Source organism: Ruegeria sp. HKCCD8929, assembly GCF_013031405.1.
Lineage (GTDB): Bacteria > Pseudomonadota > Alphaproteobacteria > Rhodobacterales > Rhodobacteraceae > Ruegeria.
In genome coordinates, this window is sequence record NZ_WPZY01000005.1 from 129474 (window position 1) to 150804 (window position 21331).

Genomic DNA, 21331 nt, shown 5'->3' on the forward strand with positions numbered 1-21331 from the left:
ATGTCCTTGCCAAGCGTGACCTTTTCCGACGACCAGGCGACCGCCTTCGACAGTGTAGCCGAGATGCTAAGTGCTGCCGGGGTGAACCTGGATGACGAGGCTTTGCTGACGCCCCCGGGCGGTGGCAAATCCGGCGTGATGGCGGTGATCGGCAAGGCGGGTTCGGGCAAGACGCTGTTGCTGGCTGAGCTTTACAAGGCGCTGGCTGACGCAGGCGTGCATGTGGTGTCTGGCGATTACGAAAGCCGCAAGGCGCGTGAAAAGCGGACGCTGGCAATTCTGGCGCCGACCAACAAGGCGGCCAGCGTCTTGCGGTTGCGCGGTGTTCCGGCCACGACGATTCACCGCATTCTCTACACCCCCGTCTATGATCCGGAATACGAACGTATCGCCGAATGGCTGGCCGGCAACGGTGAGCGCCCCGAAATCGAAGGGCTGACGGATGAGGCGCTGGACCGTGCTGCGGGTTTCTATGAACGGAACAAGTCGATCCCCGGTGCGCTGGCTGCTGCGGGCCTGCGCGGATCGGATTTCATCACCGGTTGGAAACGCCGGGACGAGCCGCTGGATATCGGCTTTGTCGACGAGGCGTCGATGCTGGATGACCGGCAGTTCGAGGACCTCAAGGAGATCTTTCCGACCCTGCTGTTGTTCGGCGATCCCGCACAGCTGGCTCCGGTGAACCAGTCGGGCTCGATGGTCTTCGATGGGCTGCCCGAGCCTCGCAAGCTGAGCCTCAGCCGCGTTCACCGGCAGGATGCCGACAACCCCATCCTTGACCTGGCCCATGCGCTGGCCGATCCCCAGCTTGGGTTCGAGGATTTCGAACGCATGGTGGAACAGACCGCCCGCCGCGATGACCGGGTGGTCTGGGGGCAACGGGTCGAGGTCGATCTGATGGCCCGCAGCCCGGTTCTGGTCTGGCGCAACGCCACGCGGATACGCCTGATCAACGCCTTTCGCCAAGTCCATGGCGCGCCCGAGACCGAGTTGCTTGAGGGCGAGCCGCTGATCTGCGACGGCATTGAACTGCCGCTGAAGCACCGCAAAAAGCGGCTGGATCTTGAGGCGCGCGGGCTGATCAAGGGCGCACAGGTGATCTATCTTGGCCCCGGACGCAAGCCCGGCTTTTCGCGGCTGCACGTAATGGGGGCCGAAGACCCGCAGGTCAGCGCCGCCTCGATCGTCAAGATCGAGAAGCCGGATGAGGAAGAGCCCTTTATTCCCTATGCCGCCCGCATGGGCGCGACCTTCCTGCATGGCGCGGCGGTGACCATTCACAAGGCGCAGGGCTCCCAATGGGACACGGTGCAGGTTTTTGCCCCCGACATCTACACAGCCGCGCGGATGGGTCGGACCGAGGCCGGGCAGCCCTTGTGGAAACGGCTGGCCTATGTCGCCATCACCCGCGCGCAGGAGCGTCTGATCTGGGTGGTCCGCAACCGTCTGTCGAAACCCACCCACGCGCTGCGGGTCAACGACCTGCGGCAGGCGCCGACGGCCCTGACACTGGAGGCGGAGGAGACATGAAGACGATCATCGTGACAGGCGCCAGTTCCGGCATCGGGCGCGCCACTGCCGGGTTGTTTCTGGCAGAGGGTTGGCAGGTTGGCCTGCTGGCCCGGCGCGGAGAGATATTGGAGGAGATGGCCGCGGGGCGGGACAACGCCGTACCGCTGGTGGCCGACGTCTCCGATCCGGATGCGGTTCAGGCGGCGTTCCGCGATTTTAACGACCGGGCAGGGCGGCTGAATGTACTGTTCAACAATGCCGGCATCTTTGCGCCCGGCGGCACTATCGACGAGATCGCGCTGGAGGACTGGTATCAGACGGTCAACGTGAACCTGAACGGCATGTTCCTGTGCGCCCGCGCTGCCTTTGCCGCCATGCGCGGTCAGAACCCGCAAGGTGGACGGATCATTAACAACGGCTCGATTGCAGCCCATGTCCCCCGCCCGAATTCAGTGCATTACACCTCCACGAAACACGCCATCACCGGCCTGACCCGCAGCCTGTCACTGGACGGGCGTGGCTTGGGTATTGCCTGCGGGCAGATCGACATTGGCAACGCCCACACATCCATGGTTCAGGGTCTGGTCGATGCCGCAATCGCCGAGGGGCGGGAGCCTGATCCGACCATGGCCGTCGAGGATGCTGCCCGCTCGGTCCTGCACATGGCGACCCTGCCGCCTGAGGCGAATGTCCAGTTCATGACCGTGATGGCGACTAGGATGCCCTATATCGGGCGCGGCTGACGGGCTGAAACGCCTTAGTTGTTGCGGATCAGACGAAAGGCCGCAGAGGCGCCCCAACCGGCGGCGATAGCAATGGCGAGCGACATCAGGCCATAGAGAATGGGCTGCTGCCGGGACATGGTGTAGAGAATACGCTCAAGCCCCACCTTGCGCACATCGATCGAGGTCGTGAAGTCGGAAACGACCATACCGCCACGGGTCAGGAAGATGCGCGCGCTGTATTCGCCTTCGGTCAGGTCCGCGGGCATTTCAATCGAGGTCCGGAACAAGGTCTGCTCGTCCACGGCAACGGTGTTCTCACGAATGGAATAAAGACGCGCGTTCTCGCGAATGCGCACCACCGCGTTGGCAAAGGATTGGGCGCCGCGAATATGCATTGCCGCGCCCACCGACCGGATTGCCCGTTCTATGGAAACCCGGTGGCGCAAATCCTCGGTGTCGGTGATCGCCTCTTTGAACGGGGCGCTGGTGGCCACGGCGTAGAAGCTGGGCGCCGAATCCACCAGCACGCTGTCGGTGTTCACCCAGATGCCAAACTTCTTTTCCTTGCGGCGCACCAATACCGGCTCGGACGGGCCGGATACGGCAACGATCACTTCCAGCGGGTCGCCTTCGGGGATCGGAGCCTCACGCTTGACGGCGCCAAAGATTAGGATCTCCGAGCCGTTGAAGTCGGCGGTGATGGCCACGCGGTCTTGGCTGAGGCCCAGCACGACCTGTTCCTCGACCGCAAAGGCGGGCAGGGCCACGAGGCAGAGAGCTGCAATCAGGCGCAACATCTCAGTGCCCTCCTTCGGTGCCGAGCGAATAGAGCTCTGCCGGTTGCAGCAGCAGATCCAGCGCCAGCTTGCCGCAGACCACCAGAACCATCAGCGCCAGCAGAATGCGCAACTGTTCGGCCTTCATGCGTGCGCCGATCTGGGTGCCGATCTGCGCGCCGACCACGCCGCCAACCAGCAGCAGCACGGCCAGCACCACATCCACGGTAAAGTTTGTGGTCGCGTGCAGCATGGTGGTGAATGCGGTAACGAAGATGATCTGGAACAGCGATGTGCCCACCACAACCTTGGTCGGCATGCCCAGGATGTAGATCATTGCGGGCACCATGATGAAACCGCCACCGACGCCCATGATGGCCGACAGCACGCCCACGAACAGTCCCACGACCAGCGGAGGCAGCACCGAGATATACAGGCCCGAGGTTCGGAAGCGCATCTTGAACGGCAGTGCATGCACCCAGTTGCGCTGGCGGCGCTTGGGCGGCGGTGCGCCGTTGGCCTTGCGCGCCTTGCGGATCGCGTTGAGGCTTTCGATGAACATCAGCCCGCCGATGATGCCCAGGAACACCACGTAGCACAGCTTGACCAGCAGATCGACCTGGCCGAGGCTCTTGAGATAGTTGAAGACCACGACCCCCAAGGCGGCCCCGGTCAGGCCGCCTACGAGCAGGACGCTCCCCATTCGCAAATCCACAGTTCTTCGCCGGAAATGTGCCAGAACCCCGGAAAAGGACGAGGCGACGATCTGGTTCGCTTCGGTCGCCACAGCCACCGCAGGCGGAATTCCGATGAAAAACAGCAGTGGGGTCATCAGAAACCCACCGCCGACGCCAAACATGCCGGACAGAATCCCAACCATTCCCCCCAGCCCGAGCAGGAGGAAGGCGTTGACGGAAACTTCGGCGATTGGAAGGTAGATCTGCATGTTCCTCTTAGACCCGCTGAGAGGAACAAAATCAACTGCAATGCCGCTCTGCAGCGAACAGGACCGATCTACCGTTTCCAACTGGCCTTATCAGCGTTCCTTCACATAAGGCTCGCCGCCCGCGCGCGGTGGAATCGCCTTGCCGACAAAGCCTGCCAGAATCACGACGGTCAGCACATATGGCAGCGCGTCCATGACCTGCACCGGGATCGTTACACCCCCCAGGTCGATATTCTGGAATCGCAACGCCACCGCCTGCAGCAGACCGAACAACAGGCATGCGCCCATGGCCTGCCAGGGCCGCCATTTGGCAAAGATCAGCGCCGCCAGCGCGATAAAGCCGCGGCCTGCCGTCATGTCCTTGACGAAACCCGCCTGCAAGGCCGTCGCCAGATAGGCGCCCGCGATCCCGCACAGCACGCCGCAGATCGCCACGGCGGCATAGCGCAGACCCACAACCGAAACCCCTGCGGTATCTACAGCGGCCGGGTTCTCACCAACGGCGCGTAGGCGCAGGCCGAACCGGGTGCGGTAGAGAACCCACCAGGTCGCGGGCACCGCAAGCAGGGCCACATAGACCAGGATCGAATGACCCGACAACAGCTCGGAATAGATGGGCCCAATGACAGGCACGTCACTCAGCGCATCGGCAAACGGCCACTTGATGGGTGGGAAGCGGCCTCCGCCGAACAGCGAGGGGGTGCGCCCGCCCTGCTGGAACCAGTCCTGCGCCACCAGAACGGTCATGCCCGCCGCCAGAAAGTTGATCGCCACGCCCGAGATCAGTTGATTGCCCCGGAAGGTGATCGAGGCCAGCCCGTGCAGCCCGCTCAGCAGCAGCGAGGATGCGATGCCGGCCAGCAGGCCCAGCCAGACCGAGCCGCTGACGGCAGCGATTGCAGCCGAGAAGAACGCGGCCATCAGCATCTTGCCCTCAAGGCCAATGTCGAAAATGCCCGCCCGCTCGGAATAGAGGCCCGCCAGACAGGCCAGCAACAGCGGCGTGGCCAAACGGATCGTCGAATCGAATATCTGGATAAGCGTCAGGAAATCCATCAGGCAGACCCTTTCCGCAGGCTGAGGAACAGTTTCTCAAGCGGTGTCCGCACCATGTTGTCCAGCGCGCCCGTGAACAGGATCACCAGCGCCTGGATCACAACGATCAGTTCACGCGGGATCGACGTCCAGAGCGCAAGCTCGGCGCCGCCCTGATAGAGGAAGCCAAACAGAATCGCGGCCAGGAACACGCCAAACGGATGGCTGCGTCCCATCAGCGCCACGGCAATACCGATGAAACCGGCGCCCTCGGTCGAGTTCAGCACCAGCCGCTCGGCCTCGCCCATCACGTTGTTGATGGCCATCAGCCCGGCCAGCGCGCCCGAGATCAGCATGGCGACGATGGTAATGCGCACGGGCGAGATGCCTGCATAGACCGCACCGGTCTCGGTTTTGCCGTAGGACCGAATCTCATATCCCAGACGGGTGCGCCAGATCAGCGCCCAGACCACGAAACAGGCGAGTATCGCCACCAGCAACGAAATATTGGCCGGGGCCGCCTTTGAGAAATTGATGCCGATCGGGGCCAGCAGTTCGTGCAATGTCGGCAGATGCACGGTTTCTGAGAACCGCGCCGTCGCCGGGTCCATCGACCCTTCGGGCCGCATCACGTTAACCAGCATGTAGTTCAGGAAAGCCGCGGCAATAAAGTTGAACATGATCGTGGTGATCACGATATGACTGCCGCGCTTGGCCTGCAGATAGGCGGGGATCGCCGCCCAGGCAGCGCCAAACATCATGGATGCGGCACAGGCGGCCAGCAGGGCGATGCTCCAATGCGGCCAGTCGACATAAAGGCAGACAATCGCAACGCCCAAACCGCCCAGCATGGCCTGACCTTCGCCGCCGATGTTGAACATGCGCGCATGAAAGGCCACAGCGACCGCCAGGCCGGTGAACATGAAATTGGTGGCGTAGTAGAGCGTATAGCCCCAGCCGTATGTTGATCCCAATGCGCCGGTGACCATCAGGTTCACCGCCTCGGCCGGGTTTTCACCGATGGCAAGGATGACCAGCGCCGACAAGATCGCGGCCAGCAGCAGGCTGATCAGCGGAATCAGCACCACATCGGCCCATTTGGGCATCTTGTCCATTATGCGGCCTCCCCGGCTACACCGGCCATCAGCAGGCCCAGTTCTTTTTCATCCGTTTCATGGGGCAGACGCTCACCCATGATATGTCCATCAAACATCACCGCGATCCGATCCGACAGCGAGAAGATTTCCTCAAGTTCCACCGAGACCAGCAGCACAGCCTTGCCCTGATCGCGCAGGGCAACGATTTGCTTGTGAATGAATTCGATCGCACCGATATCCACACCGCGCGTTGGTTGTCCGACCAGCAACAGGTCCGGGTTGCGCTCGATCTCGCGCGCGACGACGATTTTCTGTTGGTTTCCGCCCGAAAAATTCTTGGCCGACAGCCAGGCATCGGGCGGGCGCACGTCGAACTTTTCGATCTTGCGCTCGGTGTCGGCACGCAAGGCGGCGTTGTCCATAAAGATGCCGCGCTGATACGCCGGATCGCGGTGGTAGCCGAAGGCAACGTTTTCCCAGGCGTGAAAATCCATCACCAGACCCTCGCGCTGCCGGTCCTCGGGGACATGGGCAATGTGCTGAGCACGCCGGGCCTGTCCGTCGGATCCCGCTCCGCTGAGCGCAAGCGGCGCGCCGTTGAGCCTGATCGTGCCAACGCCGGTTCGCATGCCGCCAAGAACCTCAAGCAGTTCCGACTGGCCATTGCCGGCGACACCGGCGATACCGACGATTTCACCCGCGCGGACGGTCAGGTCGATGCCCTTCACCCGTTCCACGCCATTCTCGTCCGTGACCCGCAGGTTCTCGATTTCGAGGATGGGTTTGCCGGGCTGTGCGGGAACCTTGTCAACCTGCAGCAGCACCTTGCGACCCACCATCAGCTCGGCCAGATGCTCGGGGTTGGTCTCAGAGGTTTTGACCGTTGCCGTCATCTGGCCGCGCCGCATCACCGATACCGTGTCGGTTGCCTCCATGATCTCGCGCAGTTTGTGGGTGATCAGGATGATCGTCTTACCCTCTTCCCGCAGACGGTCGAGGATGCGGAACAACTGATCCGCCTCGGCCGGGGTCAGCACGCCGGTGGGTTCGTCCAGAATCAGGATCTCGGCCTGGCGGTAGAGCGCCTTGAGGATTTCCACCCGCTGCTGCATGCCCACGCCAAGCTCTTCGATCACCGCGTCGGGATCGACGTTCAGCCCATATTCCTTTTCCAACTCCAGCAGCGTTTTGCGCGCTTTCGAGAGCGAGGGTTTCAGCAGCCCGCCATCCTCGGCGCCCAGAATGATGTTCTCCAGCACGGTGAAGTTCTCGACCAGCTTGAAATGCTGGAACACCATGCCAATGCCCGCCGCAATTGCGGCCTGACTGTCGGGGATCTCGGTCTTGTTGCCGTTGATCCAGATCTCGCCCTTGTCGGCCTTGTAGAAGCCATAGAGGATGCTCATCAGCGTGGATTTGCCCGCGCCGTTCTCACCGATAATCCCGTGGATCGTGCCGGGGGCGACGCTGATGGAAATGTCCTTGTTGGCCTGAACTGGCCCGAAGGATTTAGAAATGCCTTTCAGCTCGATGGCGGGGGCTGTCACTCGGGCTCTCCCATGCCTGGAAAACCGATCAGCCGCACCACCTTGCCGTCTTCGAGATCGGCAAAATACTGGCCGCGCACCATGAGCGCGCCATCCTTAAGGAAATCCACCGTGGCGCGGGCATGGCCGCGATGTTCCGAGATGTGGACCACCTTGGCGCTGGCACCGGGCATCATCTCGCCGAACATGGCGATATAGGCCAGGTAGGCGTCACGGCCCTGCACGGGCTCGGGTGCGTTTGGATCGGAATAGTAGAAGTTGGGCCCGATGGCCGCGTCCGTCTTTTCGGCACGGCCCTCGGGCGACGGATCGCCCCAGGCCGCGAACAGAGTATGAATACAATCCGTCATGGCCTGAGGCTTTCTGCTTAGAAGCTCAGCGCGGGGCAGCTGTCGTTTTCGTAGTAGCTGACCACGTTGACTTCACCGTCGATGATCTTCTGGCGGGCGTCGTCCACCGCGGCCTTCATCTCATCCGAGATCAGCGGCGCGTTGTTGTTGTCCAGCGCATAGCCCACACCTTCTTCGGCCAGGCCGAGCGTGAACACACCGGTTTCCAGATTTTCGCCTGCCGTCATGGCATCGTAGACGGCCACGTCCACGCGTTTGAGCATCGAGGTCAGGACCTTGCCCGGATGCAGGTGGTTCTGGTTGCTGTCGACGCCGATGGACAGAACGCCCTCATCAGCAGCGGTTTGGAGCACGCCCACACCGGTACCGCCAGCTGCCGCATAGACCACGTCAGCGCCCTGGCTGATCTGTGCCTTGGTCAGTTCCGATCCCTTCACCGGGTCGTTCCATGCCGCCGGGGTGGTGCCGGTCATGTTGGCGATGATCTTGACGTCGGGGTTCACGGCCTTGGCGCCCTGCGCGTAGCCGCAGCCAAAGTGCCGGATCAGCGGAATGTCCATCCCGCCGACAAAGCCCACGGTGCCCGATTTCGAGGCCAGCGCGGCCAGCATGCCGACCAGATACGAGCCTTCATGCTCGGCAAAGCCGATCTGCCGGATATTCGGCGCGTCCAGCCAGGTCACGTCAACCGCGACGAACTTGGTGTCGGGATAATCGGCGGCAACAGCGCTCAGCGGATCGGCCATGGCAAAGCCCATGGTGATCACGGGGTTGGCGCCGGCCTCAGCAAAGCGGCGCAGGGCCTGCTCGCGCTGGGCTTCGGACTGCAGCTCGATCTCGCGGAAGCTGTTGCCGGTCTCATCGGCCCAACGCTTGGCACCGTTATACGCGGCTTCGTTGAACGATTTGTCGAACTTGCCGCCCAGATCGAAGATCAGCGCAGGCTCGGCCAGGGCGGCGCCTGCGGTCAGAGCTACTGCAGCGGCGGCCCCCATCAGGGATTTCATTAGAGTCATTTTTCACTCCCGTTGGTTTTATCGTTTGGTGCAAGAGACAGGGCCAAACCCCGCTCACGCGAGCATTACTGCTGTGATGCTGGCAATTAAGGCCGCTTGCGGCGCGCAGGGTCAACCGCTTTTTGACCGGATGGTCCGAGATTCAGCGGCTTGCCGTCAGGGCAGGCCGCGTTCCATCAGTATCGCGTCCACGTTCTCCCCGCCTGCGCGCCGGTAATAGCTCGGGCGCCGACCGCAGGGCGCATAGCCGCAGCGTTGGTAGAGGGCAATGCCGGGCGCGTTGTCCGCAGCCACGTCCAGAAAGGCGCGGGTAGCACCTCGTTCGGCGGCTTCGGCCTGCCACTCGGACATGCAGCGCCGCGCAAGGCCCCGCCGCTGGTGGTCAGGATGGGTGGCGATGGTCAGCAGTTCCGCCTCATCCGCGATGATCTGGACAAGCGCAAAACAATCCACATTACCAATGGGATAGGTGAATCTGTTTGCCAGAAGATCGGCGAATTCATCCGCCGTCCACGGGCGCGACTGGGTAAAGGCCGCCACATGCGTTGCGGCCATCTCCTCGGGTGTCATCCGTCCAGCAGCACCGGCGGCACATCGCGCGACGGCGCGGCGTCTGCCGGGCGGACATAGAGCGGGGCGGGGGGCTGAGTCGTGTCCTGCCAGCGGGTCGCGGCCAGACGGGCAATCGCCTCGACCAACACGCCCGGGTCGTTTTGCGTGTAGAGATTCCCGAGCGATTCTGCGTCGGCCAGGGGCAAAAGGGCAGGGCTGCCCTCGGCAGGCTGGACATAAACCTGCTCACGCGGGGCCGGGATGATGGGCAGGTGACCGGCTGGGGCGGTGAAAGCGCGCGCCTCGAATCCGGTGATGCCAACGGCAGGAATGCCGAGACCCAGAGCCAGCCCGCGCGCCGCCGAGACCGAGATGCGAATCCCGGTGAAATTGCCCGGGCCCTCGCCCACGCCGATGGCCGACAGATCGCGCCAGGTCGTGCCTTGCCCGGCCAGAACCTCTTCGAGCAGTGGCATCAGCCGCTCGGCCTGTCCGCGCGACATGTCCTCGGTGCGGGAGGCGATAATCTCGCCCCCCCGCAACAAAGCGGCCGCGCAATGCGCGGCCGATGTGTCGAATCCCAGAATCAGGGTATCAGACGGCAACGGGGCGCACCTCGGTCACTTCGGGGATGTAGTGACGCAGCAGGTTCTCGATTCCCATCTTCAGCGTGAGTGTCGAGGACGGGCAGCCCGCGCACGCGCCCTGCATGTGCAGGTAGACCACGCCGCGGTCAAAACCGTGAAAGGTGATGTCGCCGCCATCCTGCGCCACTGCCGGGCGCACGCGGCTGTCCAGCAAATCTTTGATCTGGTTGACAATTTCGGAATCCTCGCCCGAGTGCTCGGCATGACCGGACGCGGTCTGCGCACCGTCGCCCATCACCGGCTGGCCGGACTGGTAATGCTCCATCACAGCGCCGAGAATCGCGGGTTTGATGTGGTCCCACTCCACGGCATCGGCCTTGGTGACGGTCACAAAGTCATTGCCGAAGAACACGCCGGTGACACCGTTCACCGCAAAAATGCGCGCTGCCAGCGGCGATTTCGTTGCCGTTTCGGAAGACGGGAAATCGGCGGTACCCACCTCCAGAACCGTCTGGCCGGGCAGGAATTTCAGCGTTGCCGGGTTCGGCGTCGATTCGGTCTGGATGAACATGGCGGGACTCCGTGGTGATTGACTTGGATATGCGCCGTTCAGCGCCCCAAGTCAAGAGTTTGGAATGATTCTAAAAGTGGTGGAGACCCGGCTCAGGTGATCTCTTCCAGCTTCTCCTTGCTCAGATCGCCCGGCACGATCGTGACCGGAATCGGCAGGCTGCCGGAATTGCGAGAGAGCTGGGTGACGAGCGGCCCCGGGCCCTTCTTGTCGGTTCCGGCCCCCAGAACCAGAACCCCGATTTCCGGGTCGTCCTGAACATAGTTGATGATTTCCGGCACTGGCTCACCCTCGCGGATGATCAGTTCAGGCTCAATCTGCTGCTTGTCGCGCATCCATTTGGCGAAGACCTCGAAATGCGCGTGAATGCGCTCGCGCGCCTCTTCGCGCATGACTTCGCCAACGCCGATCCAGTGGTTGAACTCGTCTGGCGGGATGATCGACAGCACGGCCACGCCACCGCCCGTATGCGATGCGCGCATGGCCGCAAAACGCATGGCGTTCAGGCATTCACGGCTGTCATCGAGGACGACAAGAAACTTACGCATAAGCATCCTTTCTGTTTCGCCGGATCATGCCTGACCATGCGGCGACTGACAATGATGACGTTCGTCCGCAGGTTTATCTGTCTGACGCCGCCCAATCCCAATACAACTCACGCGCACGGCGCGCGATAGGGCCAATCTGGAATTGCGTGTCGTCCAGAGCGGTCACCGGAGTGACCTTGTTCATGTTGCCCGACATGAACACCTCATCCGCGTCGTGGAAATCGGCAAAGCCGAGGACGGATTCGTTGACCGTGACCCCATCCGCCCGAAGGTTCGCAATATGGCGCGCGCGGGTGATCCCGGCCAGAAACGTGCCGTTGGCGATGGGGGTAAAGACCTCGCCGTCCTTGACCATGAAGATGTTGGCGGTGGCGGTTTCGGCGACGTTGCCCATGGCATCGGCCACCAGCGCGTTGGAGAACCCCTTGGACCGCGCCTCGCGCAGCATTCGGGCGTTGTTGGGATAGAGACATCCCGCCTTGGCGTTCACCACAGCATCCTCCAGCACCGGGCGGCGGAACCGCGTGGTGGTCAACGTGACCGAGGCGGTGGGCGCGGCCAGCGGGATCTCTTCAAGGCAGACAGCAAAACCGGTGCTGTCGGCTTTGGGAACAATGGCCGAGGCATCGCCGTCAATGCCCCAATACATCGGGCGGATGTAAACCGCCTTGTCCGGCCCATAGGCCTCCAGCCCTTCGCGCACGATATCCACCATCTCCTGGGTCGAGACGGTTGGGGTCAGCATCAGCGCCTCGGCCGAACGGTTGGTGCGCGCGCAATGGGCCTCAAGATCCGGCGCCATCCCGTCGAAATAGCGCGCGCCGTCGAACACGCTCGACCCCAGCCAGGCGCCATGATCGCCCGCCCGCATGATCGGCGCATCGCCTTCGTGCCACTGACCCTCGAAATAGGTGCGGATATTCTTGCCGACTGCCATCACTCTCTCCCTCGCTTGGCGCAGAAAGTAGGTGCCGTTGGGTCAGAGGTCCAGACCTTTCATCATGGGCCTGCTCATTCGGGCATCGGCAGCACCTCGCGTTTGACCATGGCGCGCAGGGCGAAGTTGGACCGCAGGTTGCGGATGCCAGGGATCTGCATCAGCCGGTGTTCGAGGAAGGCGTCGAAGGCCGACAGGTCCGAGGCCACCACCCGCAGCAGGATGTCGCGCGACCCGGTCATCAGGTAGCATTCCATCACCTCTTCGCAGGCGCGGATCGCGCGTTCGAACGAATCGATGGCGGCCCGGTCCTGCTTGTCGAGTTCCACCGAAACAAAGATCGACACACCCAGCCCCAGCTTGGCGGGATCGACCTGCGCGGCGTATCCGGTGATCACCCCGTCCCGCTGCAACCGGTCCAGCCGCCTTGCGCAGGGGGTAGGGGACAGGCCCACGGTCTCGGCCAGCTCGGTGACCGTCATGCGCCCGTCGCGCTGCAAGGCGCGCACGATCTTGCGGTCGATCAGGTCCATTGGAGGATTCCTCCGAAATTGCTGCGAATGATGGAGGATAACTCTAATCCAATGACGGCAGGCAGGCAATCTTGGTGACATTCTCCCCCCGGTCCGTGCGAAAACCAAAACAGGCAAATTGGAGGGGAAAATGAAGGTCACAGAAGTCGACACGCCCGAGCATGAGGAAGTGGTCCGGTTCGAGGACCCGGCCACCGGCCTGAAAGGTTTTATCGCCATCCATTCCACCCGGCTCGGCCCCGCCGCGGGCGGGGTGCGGATGCGCCCCTATGGGCATGAGGTCGAGGCTTTGAACGACGCGCTGCGCCTGTCGCGCGGCATGACCTGCAAGAATGCGGCGGCGGACCTGCCTCTGGGCGGCGGCAAGGCAGTGATCATCGGCGATCCTTCGATGGACAAGACACCCGAGCTGATGCAGGCCTTTGGCCGTGTCGTGCAAAGCCTCGAAGGCCGCTACTGGACCGCCGAAGACATGGGCATGACACCAGCCGACATGGCGCAGATCGGAACCGAGACCCGGTTCGTGGCCGGTCTGGCCGACGGCGCATTTGCCAGTGGCGATCCTTCACCGGTGACCGCACGCGGCATCTTCAACGCTATCCGCACCACGGCCCGGCATCGGTTCGGGTCCAGGGATCTGAGGGGTAAGACCGTTTCGGTTCAGGGGCTGGGGAACGTGGGCCACCACCTCTGCCGTTTCCTGCATCAAGCCGGGGCAGAGCTAATCATTACTGATATCGACGCGGCGCAGGTGACCCGCGTTGCCCAAGAATTCTCGGCGACACTGGTTGCACCGGATGCGATTTACGAAGCGCAAGCGGACATTTTTGCGCCCTGTGCCATAGGCGCTATCCTGAATGAGGCCAGCATCCCCCTGTTCAAGGTCGGTGCGGTTGCGGGCGGTGCTAACAACCAGCTTGCCACCGAAGCCGACGGCCAGCGCCTGCATGAACGCGGTATTCTCTACGCGCCCGATTTCGTCGCCAATGGCGGTGGCATCGTCAATGTGGCGACTGAGATCCTTCAGATCGCCGACCGTGAGGATTGGGTGGCCGCCCGGCTCGAAGCGCTGGACCGGACCATGGACCGCATTCTGAGCACTGCGGCCCGCCTGTCCGTCTGCCCCAATGACGTGGCCGAGCGGATCGTGCACGACATTCTGCACCAGAAAGCCGCCTGAGCGGCGTCTGGGCGAAGAGAAGAGCCGCCGGAGAGAGCGGCGGCTCTTTTCACTTTCGCACGCGGTATCGGGCTACGCCCCGACCATCCCCACGATCTCATAGGTCCGGCGCAGGATCGGCGCCGTGATCTCGCGGGCGCGCTTGGCGCCATCGCTCATGATGCGGTCGATCTCCGCCGGATCGGCCAGCAGCCTGTCCATCTCGGTGGTGATGGGTGAGAGTTTCTCGACCGCCAGATCCGCCAGCATCGGCTTGAACGCGCCGAACTGCTTGCCGCCCACTTCGGCCAGAACCCCATCGACATCCAGCCCGGACAGGGCGGAATAGATACGGACCAGATTACGGGCCTCGGGCCGATCCTCAAGCCCCGCCGCTTCCGACGGCAGCGCCTCGGGGTCGGTCTTGGCCTTGCGGATCTTCTTGGCGATGGCATCCGCGTCGTCGTTCAGGTTGATCCGGCTCATGTCCGAGGCGTCAGACGACGACATCTTCTTGGACCCGTCACGCAGGCTCATCACGCGCGGGGCCGCGCCTCCGATGACCGGTTCGGTGATCGGGAAGAAATCAACGCCGTAATCATGGTTGAACTTGGCCGCGATGTCGCGCGTTAGCTCTAGATGCTGTTTCTGGTCCTCGCCCACCGGCACATGGGTGGCGTGATAGACCAGAATGTCCGAGGCCATCAGGGACGGATAGGCAAACAGACCCAGGGAGGCATTCTCGGCGTTTTTGCCCGCCTTGTCCTTGAACTGTGTCATCCGCTGCATCCACCCGATGCGGGCCACGCAGTTGAAGATCCAGGCCAGCTGTGCGTGTTCGGGCACCTGGCTCTGATTGAACAGGATCGACTTGGCCGGGTCGAGACCGGACGCGATGAAGCCCGCGCAGACCTCACGGGTCTTCTGGCGCAGCTGTTCGGGGTCTTGCCAGACGGTAATCGCGTGCAGATCGACGATGCAGTAGACGGTCTCGAAATCCTCTTCCTGCATGTCGACGAACCGTTTGAGCGCGCCAAGATAGTTGCCCAGATGCAAGTTGCCCGAGGGCTGGATGCCGGAAAACACGCGAGGCGTGAATTGGGTCTGGGTCATCAAAAGGAACTCCGGTCTGGAAAAAACAGCCCCCGTCGCTTACCCATGGTGCCAGGGGACGTCAACAGGCGCAGGAAAGGCCGGAACCCATGAGCAGCCCGCATTACACACCCGCCGTGAACCCGTTGCCGCCGGTGGTGGTGGCGCTGGTTCTGTTCATCATGGGGATCGAGGTGGCGTTTTCGCTTGGCGCGCGGGGGATGATCGGTGGCCCGGGCGCTGTTGGCTGGCGCCTGTCGGCACTGAATTCCTACGCGTTTTCCGCCGATGTCCTAAGCTGGATGTGGGAAACCGGCCGCTGGCCGTTCGAGCAGTTGATCCGCTTCGTCACCTATCCCTTTGTGCATGGTAGCATGACGCAGGCGATCTTTGTCTGCGTCTTTGTGCTCGCCATGGGCAAGATGGTGGGTGAGGTGTTCGGGGGCGTTGCAATGCTGATCATCTTCGTGCTGTCCGGTGTCGGTGGGGCGCTGGCTTATGCCCTGCTGCTGGACCCGCGCTATCCGCTGGTCGGGGGCTTTCCACCGGTCTATGGTCTGATCGGTGCCTTCACATGGCTGCTCTGGCGTGGATTGTCCCTGGTGGGCGCGAACCAGGCGCGGGCCTTCAACCTGATCGCGGTGCTGATGGGGATACAGTTGCTGTTCGGGCTGCTCTTCGGCGGTACAAATGACTGGGTGGCCGATCTGGGCGGTTTTGCCACCGGGTTTGGCCTGTCTTTCTTTCTGGCGCCGGGCGGCTGGGCTCGTATCCGCGATCGGATGCGGCGCGATTAACCTCGGCGCAGGGCGCGTTTGAACTCGGCCATGCGGAAGGCACCGATGGCTTGCCCAGCGGCGAAATAGACCATGGCTCCCAACACGATCAGGCCGAACAGTGCCAGATAACGCCAGCTTGGCACCGACAGCATCCAGCCACCGAACCGCACCGCAACCAGCAGCGCCGCGCCCATGGCGCCGGACGCTACGACGATCCGCCACGCCCGCTCATGAAAGCGGGCGTCGAACCGCGCCACATCGCCCATCCGCCGTGCACCAATCGCCAGCAGCCCCACCATCACCCAGCCCGCCGCTGAGGCCGCGATGGCAGGGGCAATCCAGCCGACCAGCGGATACAGGCCAAAGGCCAGCGCGGCGTTCACCACCATTGCAACGACCGCGTAGCGGAAGGGAGATTTGGTATCCTCACGCGCGAAATAGAGAGGTTGCAGTAGCTTTTGCAGCATGAAAGACGGCAAGCCGATCCCGTAGATCGCCACCGCCAGCGCGGTTGCCGCGCTGTCCTCGGGCCCGAACTGCCCACGCTGGAACAGGACCGAGACTAGCGCCAGCGGCATCACCAGAAAGGCCACAGTCGAGGGGATGGTCAGCAGCAGCGAGAACTCTCCGGCCCTGGAGAACGCATCCCGCGCGCCTGTATCGTCGCCTGCCCGAAGACGCCGGGACAGATCGGGCAGCAGTACGATGCCCACCGCGATGCCCACAACGCCGAGCGGCAGCTGATAGAGCCGGTCAGCTGCAAACAGCCAGCTCACCGCCTTTTCGGTTTTCGAGGCCACGAGTTGCCCTACCACCAGATTGATCTGCGTCACACCCATCGCCAAAGCCGCGGGCACGGCGATGCGGACCATGTGGCGCATCTCGGGTGTCAGGCGGGGCAGGCCGGGGCGGATACGGATGCCCGCGCGCTCAGCGGCGAACCAGACCAGCGCTAGCTGCGCCACCCCGGCCGCCGGGATCACCCGGATCAGCCAGTCGATGACCTCACCGCCCAGAAGGGCACCCGCGATCAGTGCGCTACAGGCAAAGATGTTGAGTAGGACCGGTGCGGCGGCAGCGGCGGCAAAGCGTCCGGTGGCATTCAGAACGCCGGAAAACAGCGCCGCCAGTGACATGAACAGGATGTAGGGAAACACGATATAGCCATAGCCGACCGCCAGATCGAACCGCTCGTCTCCATGGAACCCCTCGGCCGTGGCCCAGACCAAAGCAGGCATGAAAACCATCGCCAGCCCGACCAGCGCCAGCACCGCCGTGCTGAGCAGGTTGAACGCATCCCGGGCGAACCCCACCGCATCCTCGCCGCCCTCCAGCCGTTTCGAGAACATCGGCACGAAGGCGGCGTTGAACGCGCCCTCGGCAAAGAAGCGGCGGAACATGTTGGGCAGGCGGAAGGCGGCGACAAAAGCGTCCATCACCGGGCCGGGCCCAATGAATGCGGTCAGCAGGATCTCCCGCAGGAACCCGAGTATCCGGCTGGCCAAGGTCCAGAAGCCCACCGTGAACAGGCCCGAGAGCAATCGGATGGGCTTCATGAGGCGGCCCGTTCCGCGCCTTCGGTAATGGCCTTGCGCAGCTTGGCCTCAAGCCCGCGCTGCTTGCTTTCCGAGTGGTATTTCAGGCCGAACATGTCCTTGACGTAGAAGGTATCGACAACCTGTTCGCCATAAGTCGCGATCACCGCGTTGGCGATATAGACATTCGCCGCCGCCAGCGTTCGGGTCAGATCATAAAGCAGACCGGGCCGGTCGCGCGTGTCCACCTCGATGATGGTGTAGATCTCCGAGCCATCGTTATCGAAGGTGATATGCGTCGGCACGTTGAAGGCCTTTTCCCGCTTCTTGATCTTGTCGCGGGATTTCAGCGCCTCGCGGGCCACGACCTCGCCCTTGAGCGTCTTATGGATCATCTTGGTCAGGCGTGGCAGGCGAGAGGCCTCGAAGGGGTGGCCTTCGGCATCCTGTATCCAGAAGGCATCGGTCACGTAGCCGTCCTTGGTCGTATAGCTGCGCGCATCGACCACATTTGCCCCGACCAGCGCCAGCGCGCCCGCGATCCGCGCGAAGATGCCCGGGTGATCGGCCATCGCAAAACAGGCCCGGGTGGCGTCGCGGTCCACGTCAGGATGCAGGCGGATCTCCATCGCGCCGGGATCGCCGCTGTGTTCCAGCGCCTGCAGCATCTCGGCAAACTCGATATGGGTCGACAGGTTCAGACCCTGCCAGTAGGGGTCGTAATGCCGCCCCGTCTCGGTCTTGAGGTCCGCCTTCGACCAGTTCTCCATCGCCTCGCGCAGCGCCTTCTTGGCCTCGGCGCCGCGATTGGCGCGGTTGAGGTCCTCCATCCCGGTTTCCAGCGCGCGCTTGGTCTCGGCATGCAGCGCGCGCAGCAGGGTGGCCTTCCAGTTGTTCCAGGTGTTGGGGCCGACGCCGCGGATGTCACACACGGTCAGTACCGTCAGCAGGTCCAGCTGCTTGACTGTCGTCACCGCCTTGGCGAAATCGCGCACCGTGCGCGGGTCAGAGATGTCGCGTTTCTGCGCCATGTCCGACATCAGCAGGTGATACCGGACCAGCCATTCCACCGTCTCGGCGTCGGATTTGTTCAGCCCCAGCCTTGGCGCCACCTTGCGCGCGATCTTGGCGCCGAGGATCGAGTGATCCTCGGGCCGTCCCTTGGCGATGTCATGCAGGAGCAGCGCCACATAGAGCACCTTGCGGTTCACCCCGCGGTCCAGGATCGACGAGGCCAGCGGCAGTTCTTCAATCAGTTCGCCGCGCTCGATCTGGGCCAGGTTCACGATGCACTGGATGGTGTGCTCGTCCACCGTATAGCTGTGATACATGTTGAACTGCATCATCGCCACGATGTGTTCGAATTCGGGCAGAAAGGCCGACAGCACGCCTAGCTCGTTCATCCGTCGCAGGGCGCGTTCCGGGTTGCCGTGTTTGAGCATCAGGTCGAGGAAGATGCGCTGCGCCTCTTTGTCGGCACGCATGTCGTCGTCGATAAGGTCCAGATTTGCCGTCACCAGCCGCATCGCGTCGGGATGGATCAGCATGCCTGTCCGCAACCCTTCTTCGAAGAGGCGCAGCAGGTTGACCTTGTCGGCGAGGAACTTCGCCGGGTCGGCCACGTCCAGACGGCCATGCACCACGCGGTAGCCGGGTTTGACCCGGGGACGGCGGCGAAAAATGCGCTCTAGCAGAGGAGCGCCCTTCATGTGTGCCGCTTCCAGTTTGGTCAGAAAGATCCGGGTCAGCTCACCCACGCGGGTGGCCTCGCGGAAATACTTCTGCATGAAGACCTCGACGGCTCGGCGCCCGGCGCGATCCTCGTACCCCATGCGGTCGGCCACCTCGACCTGCAGGTCAAAAGACAATTGCTCGCTCGCCCGCCCGGTCACCAGATGCAGATGCGAGCGGACCGCCCACAGGAAATCCTCGGCCTGAACGAAAGTGTCGAACTCCTCACGGGTGAACAGGCCCAGCGGCACCAGTTCGGCCACATCCTGCACGCCATAAAGGTACTTGGCGATCCAGTAGAGGGATTGCAGGTCGCGCAGTCCGCCCTTGCCTTCTTTGACATTGGGCTCGACCATGTAACGCTCGCCCTGCTTGCGGTGGCGCGTCTCACGCTCTTGCAGCTTGGCTTCGATAAACTCCTGGCCGGAGCCCTTGAAGAGCTCGGATTTGAGGCGCTCGTCCAGTTCTTCGGCCAGCGGTTCATGCCCGGCGAGGAACCGGTGTTCCAGCATGGCGGTGCGGATGGTGAAATCGTCGCCGCCCAGCCGCAGGCAATCCTTGATGGTGCGCGAGGAATGACCGACCTTCAGTCGCAAATCCCAGAGCATGTAGAGCATCGATTCGATGACGCTCTCGGCCCAGGCGGTGATCTTGTAAGGGGTCAGGAACAGCAGATCGACATCTGAGGCCGGCGCCATCTCGCCCCGGCCGTATCCGCCCACCGCAATAACAGCGATGCGCTCCCCCTGAGTCGGGTTGGCCAGAGGGTGCAAAATCTCACTGGCCACATACAGCACGGTGCGCACCAACCCGTCGGTTAGATAGGTGTAGGCCCGGGTCAGGGGACGGGCCGCAAAAGGCTGTGCGGCAAAGGCCTCGGCAATTGCAGCGCGGCCCGATTTCTGCACATCGCGCAGAATCGCAACAACCTGCCCGCGCAGGGCGGCGCTATCGGCGCAGGTCTGCGCCGCGGACGCAATCCGGGCGTGAACGGCAGCGGCGTCAAAAATCTGTTCCGGCGGGCAGATCAGCTCGCCGGTCAGCATTGGTTCGGTCAGGACAGCAGGTGCCGGGTCAGAAACCGGCACCGGAGAAGCTTTGTGGGGCAGGGTCAATCACAACCACCTGTTTGTTCTGGATCGTGGCCACGGCCAGCCCCCTTTCATTAGTCCCGTCGGGCCGCAAACGGAAGATGCCACCGACACCCTGGAACCCGGCATTCTGGGTCAGCGCCGTTCCGGTCAGGGCGTCGGACTTACCGGCACCCACCAATGCGCCGATAGCCGCGATGCCGTCATAGGCCAGCCCGCCGATCGGGTGCGGTGCGCCGCCATAGCTGGCCTGATACCGCGAGCGGAAAGCCTGCGCCTTACCCGGATCGGGCAGCGCGAACCAACCGCCCTGTACTCCGGGCAGTTCCAGTGTCTGCGACGGGATATCCCAGCGGGTCAGGCCGATGAACTGCGTGGCGGCGGGCGAGACGCCCGCTTCGGGCAGCAACTGGCTGTAAAGCGGTAGCGCGCCGGCTGTGGTCGAGGTCAGGAACAGCGAATCCGCGCCGCTGCTGCTGACCGTCGACCTGATGGTCTGCACGCTGTTGATCACGCCCTGCTGCGAGCGTTCGTAGCCGACGGTGCCGACCACCCGTGCGCTGCTGCGTCCGACAGCCTGCGTGATGGCTGCGCGGCCCAGTTGCCCACCGTCATCATTGCTGTGCACCACCACGACGCTGCTCTTGCCCTGCGATGCGGCAAAGCTGGCCAACCGGTTCGCCGTATTGCTGAAGGTCGGTCCCAGGACAAAAACATTGCCGCCGGCGATGTTGGTGTTGTTCGAGAAGGACAGGACATTGACCTGCTTGTTCAGCACCGCAAGACCTGCGGCATTGGCGGCCTGGGCATAGACCGGTCCGAGAATGATCTTGGCGCCATCATTGACGGCCTGCTGAGCGACGGCGGCAGCGGTGTTCGGATTGCCCGCCGTGTCATAGACGCGCAGGTCGATCTGCACATTGCCCAGATCGGCAATGGCCAAGCGGGCCGAGTTCTCAAGGCTCTGGGCAAGAACCGCGTCACCCGACTGTCCCGATCCGCGCGGCACCAGCAGGGCCACCGGAACCGGTTTTGACGTGTTGATCGAGGGGCCGCCGCCGCCCACCGCAATGGTGTCGCAAGCCGCCAGAAACGCGGCCGTCGCCAGGGCACAGGCCGACAAGGCCAGTTTTCGGGCAGGCTTGAAAACGCTAAACATCTAAATCACAACTCCCTGATCCGGCGGTCTGAAGTGCCGCGTTATGTCGGGCT

Annotated in this window: 21 protein-coding genes; 4 read left to right on the forward strand and 17 right to left on the reverse strand. The window is 63.0% G+C overall.

From position 1 onward, the window contains the following. The gene (locus tag GOX53_RS09970) at window positions 1–1530 is read left to right on the forward strand and encodes an ATP-dependent RecD-like DNA helicase (RefSeq protein ID WP_171175849.1); all 1530 of its coding nucleotides are present in this window, start codon (window positions 1–3) and stop codon (window positions 1528–1530) included. Beyond that, complete coding sequence (locus GOX53_RS09975) at window positions 1527–2255, forward strand: SDR family oxidoreductase (protein ID WP_171175850.1); 729 nt, start codon at window positions 1527–1529, stop codon at window positions 2253–2255. The genes GOX53_RS09970 and GOX53_RS09975 overlap by 4 nt, the downstream gene beginning before the upstream one ends. Window positions 2256–2269: 14 nt before the next feature. On the opposite strand, the gene GOX53_RS09980 is transcribed toward GOX53_RS09975, so the two are convergent. From GOX53_RS09980 to GOX53_RS10040, 13 genes are all read right to left on the reverse strand, one after another. Further along, on the reverse strand, window positions 2270–3034 hold the full coding sequence (locus GOX53_RS09980) for a TIGR02186 family protein (protein WP_171175852.1): 765 nt from the start codon (window positions 3032–3034) through the stop codon (window positions 2270–2272). Between the two features lies 1 nt (window position 3035). After that, a complete protein-coding gene (locus tag GOX53_RS09985) occupies window positions 3036–3959 on the reverse strand; it encodes a sulfite exporter TauE/SafE family protein (RefSeq protein WP_171175854.1) in 924 nt (307 codons plus the stop codon). Between the two features lie 90 nt (window positions 3960–4049). Then, window positions 4050–5015, reverse strand: a complete 966-nt coding sequence (locus GOX53_RS09990) for an ABC transporter permease (protein WP_171175856.1) — start codon at window positions 5013–5015, stop codon at window positions 4050–4052. Beyond that, a complete protein-coding gene (locus GOX53_RS09995) occupies window positions 5015–6109 on the reverse strand; it encodes an ABC transporter permease (protein WP_171175858.1) in 1095 nt (364 codons plus the stop codon). The genes GOX53_RS09990 and GOX53_RS09995 overlap by 1 nt, the downstream gene beginning before the upstream one ends. Next, window positions 6109–7638 carry an ABC transporter ATP-binding protein gene (locus GOX53_RS10000; RefSeq protein WP_171175860.1) on the reverse strand — a complete coding sequence of 510 codons (1530 nt, stop codon included), beginning with the start codon at window positions 7636–7638 and terminating at the stop codon, window positions 6109–6111. The genes GOX53_RS09995 and GOX53_RS10000 overlap by 1 nt, the downstream gene beginning before the upstream one ends. Beyond that, window positions 7635–7988, reverse strand: coding sequence for a nuclear transport factor 2 family protein (locus tag GOX53_RS10005; RefSeq protein ID WP_171175862.1), 354 nt, complete (start codon window positions 7986–7988; stop codon window positions 7635–7637). The genes GOX53_RS10000 and GOX53_RS10005 overlap by 4 nt, the downstream gene beginning before the upstream one ends. Before the next feature lie 17 nt (window positions 7989–8005). Then, window positions 8006–9004 (reverse strand): BMP family protein, encoded by a 999-nt coding sequence (locus GOX53_RS10010; RefSeq protein WP_171175864.1) that lies wholly within the window; start codon window positions 9002–9004, stop codon window positions 8006–8008. 156 nt (window positions 9005–9160) lie between these two features. Beyond that, window positions 9161–9574, reverse strand: a complete 414-nt coding sequence (locus tag GOX53_RS10015) for a GNAT family N-acetyltransferase (protein ID WP_171175866.1) — start codon at window positions 9572–9574, stop codon at window positions 9161–9163. After that, window positions 9571–10161, reverse strand: a complete 591-nt coding sequence (tsaB, locus tag GOX53_RS10020) for a tRNA (adenosine(37)-N6)-threonylcarbamoyltransferase complex dimerization subunit type 1 TsaB (protein WP_171175868.1) — start codon at window positions 10159–10161, stop codon at window positions 9571–9573. Before tsaB ends, GOX53_RS10015 begins: the two co-directional genes overlap by 4 nt. Next, the gene (locus GOX53_RS10025; protein WP_171175869.1) at window positions 10151–10714 is read right to left on the reverse strand and encodes a NifU family protein; all 564 of its coding nucleotides are present in this window, start codon (window positions 10712–10714) and stop codon (window positions 10151–10153) included. The genes tsaB and GOX53_RS10025 overlap by 11 nt, the downstream gene beginning before the upstream one ends. A 92-nt stretch (window positions 10715–10806) precedes the next feature. Beyond that, on the reverse strand, window positions 10807–11262 hold the full coding sequence (locus GOX53_RS10030; protein WP_171175871.1) for a universal stress protein: 456 nt from the start codon (window positions 11260–11262) through the stop codon (window positions 10807–10809). A gap of 73 nt (window positions 11263–11335) precedes the next feature. Continuing rightward, window positions 11336–12199 (reverse strand): branched-chain amino acid aminotransferase, encoded by an 864-nt coding sequence (locus GOX53_RS10035; protein ID WP_171175873.1) that lies wholly within the window; start codon window positions 12197–12199, stop codon window positions 11336–11338. A 74-nt stretch (window positions 12200–12273) separates the two neighbouring features. Beyond that, the gene (locus GOX53_RS10040) at window positions 12274–12732 is read right to left on the reverse strand and encodes an Lrp/AsnC family transcriptional regulator (protein ID WP_171175875.1); all 459 of its coding nucleotides are present in this window, start codon (window positions 12730–12732) and stop codon (window positions 12274–12276) included. 130 nt (window positions 12733–12862) lie between these two features. On the opposite strand from GOX53_RS10040, the gene GOX53_RS10045 reads away from it, so the two are divergent. Further along, on the forward strand, window positions 12863–13912 hold the full coding sequence (locus tag GOX53_RS10045) for a Glu/Leu/Phe/Val dehydrogenase (RefSeq protein WP_171175877.1): 1050 nt from the start codon (window positions 12863–12865) through the stop codon (window positions 13910–13912). 72 nt (window positions 13913–13984) lie between these two features. On the opposite strand, the gene trpS is transcribed toward GOX53_RS10045, so the two are convergent. Continuing rightward, entirely contained in the window at window positions 13985–15004 is a 1020-nt protein-coding gene (gene trpS, locus GOX53_RS10050; protein WP_171175879.1) for a tryptophan--tRNA ligase, read from the reverse strand. Window positions 15005–15093: 89 nt separating this feature from the next. Between trpS and GOX53_RS10055 the strand changes: the two genes are divergently transcribed. Beyond that, the gene (locus GOX53_RS10055) at window positions 15094–15780 is read left to right on the forward strand and encodes a rhomboid family intramembrane serine protease (RefSeq protein WP_171175880.1); all 687 of its coding nucleotides are present in this window, start codon (window positions 15094–15096) and stop codon (window positions 15778–15780) included. Here GOX53_RS10055 and murJ read toward each other — a convergent pair. The 3 genes from murJ to GOX53_RS10070 are packed head-to-tail and all read right to left on the reverse strand — an operon-like array spanning window position 15777 to window position 21278. After that, entirely contained in the window at window positions 15777–17318 is a 1542-nt protein-coding gene (murJ, locus tag GOX53_RS10060; protein WP_171175883.1) for a murein biosynthesis integral membrane protein MurJ, read from the reverse strand. The genes GOX53_RS10055 and murJ overlap by 4 nt on opposite strands. Further along, window positions 17315–20143 (reverse strand): [protein-PII] uridylyltransferase, encoded by a 2829-nt coding sequence (locus GOX53_RS10065; RefSeq protein WP_254446525.1) that lies wholly within the window; start codon window positions 20141–20143, stop codon window positions 17315–17317. The genes murJ and GOX53_RS10065 overlap by 4 nt, the downstream gene beginning before the upstream one ends. Continuing rightward, the gene (locus GOX53_RS10070; RefSeq protein ID WP_171175885.1) at window positions 20103–21278 is read right to left on the reverse strand and encodes a penicillin-binding protein activator; all 1176 of its coding nucleotides are present in this window, start codon (window positions 21276–21278) and stop codon (window positions 20103–20105) included. The genes GOX53_RS10065 and GOX53_RS10070 overlap by 41 nt, the downstream gene beginning before the upstream one ends. Between the last annotated feature and the right edge of the window lie 53 nt (window positions 21279–21331).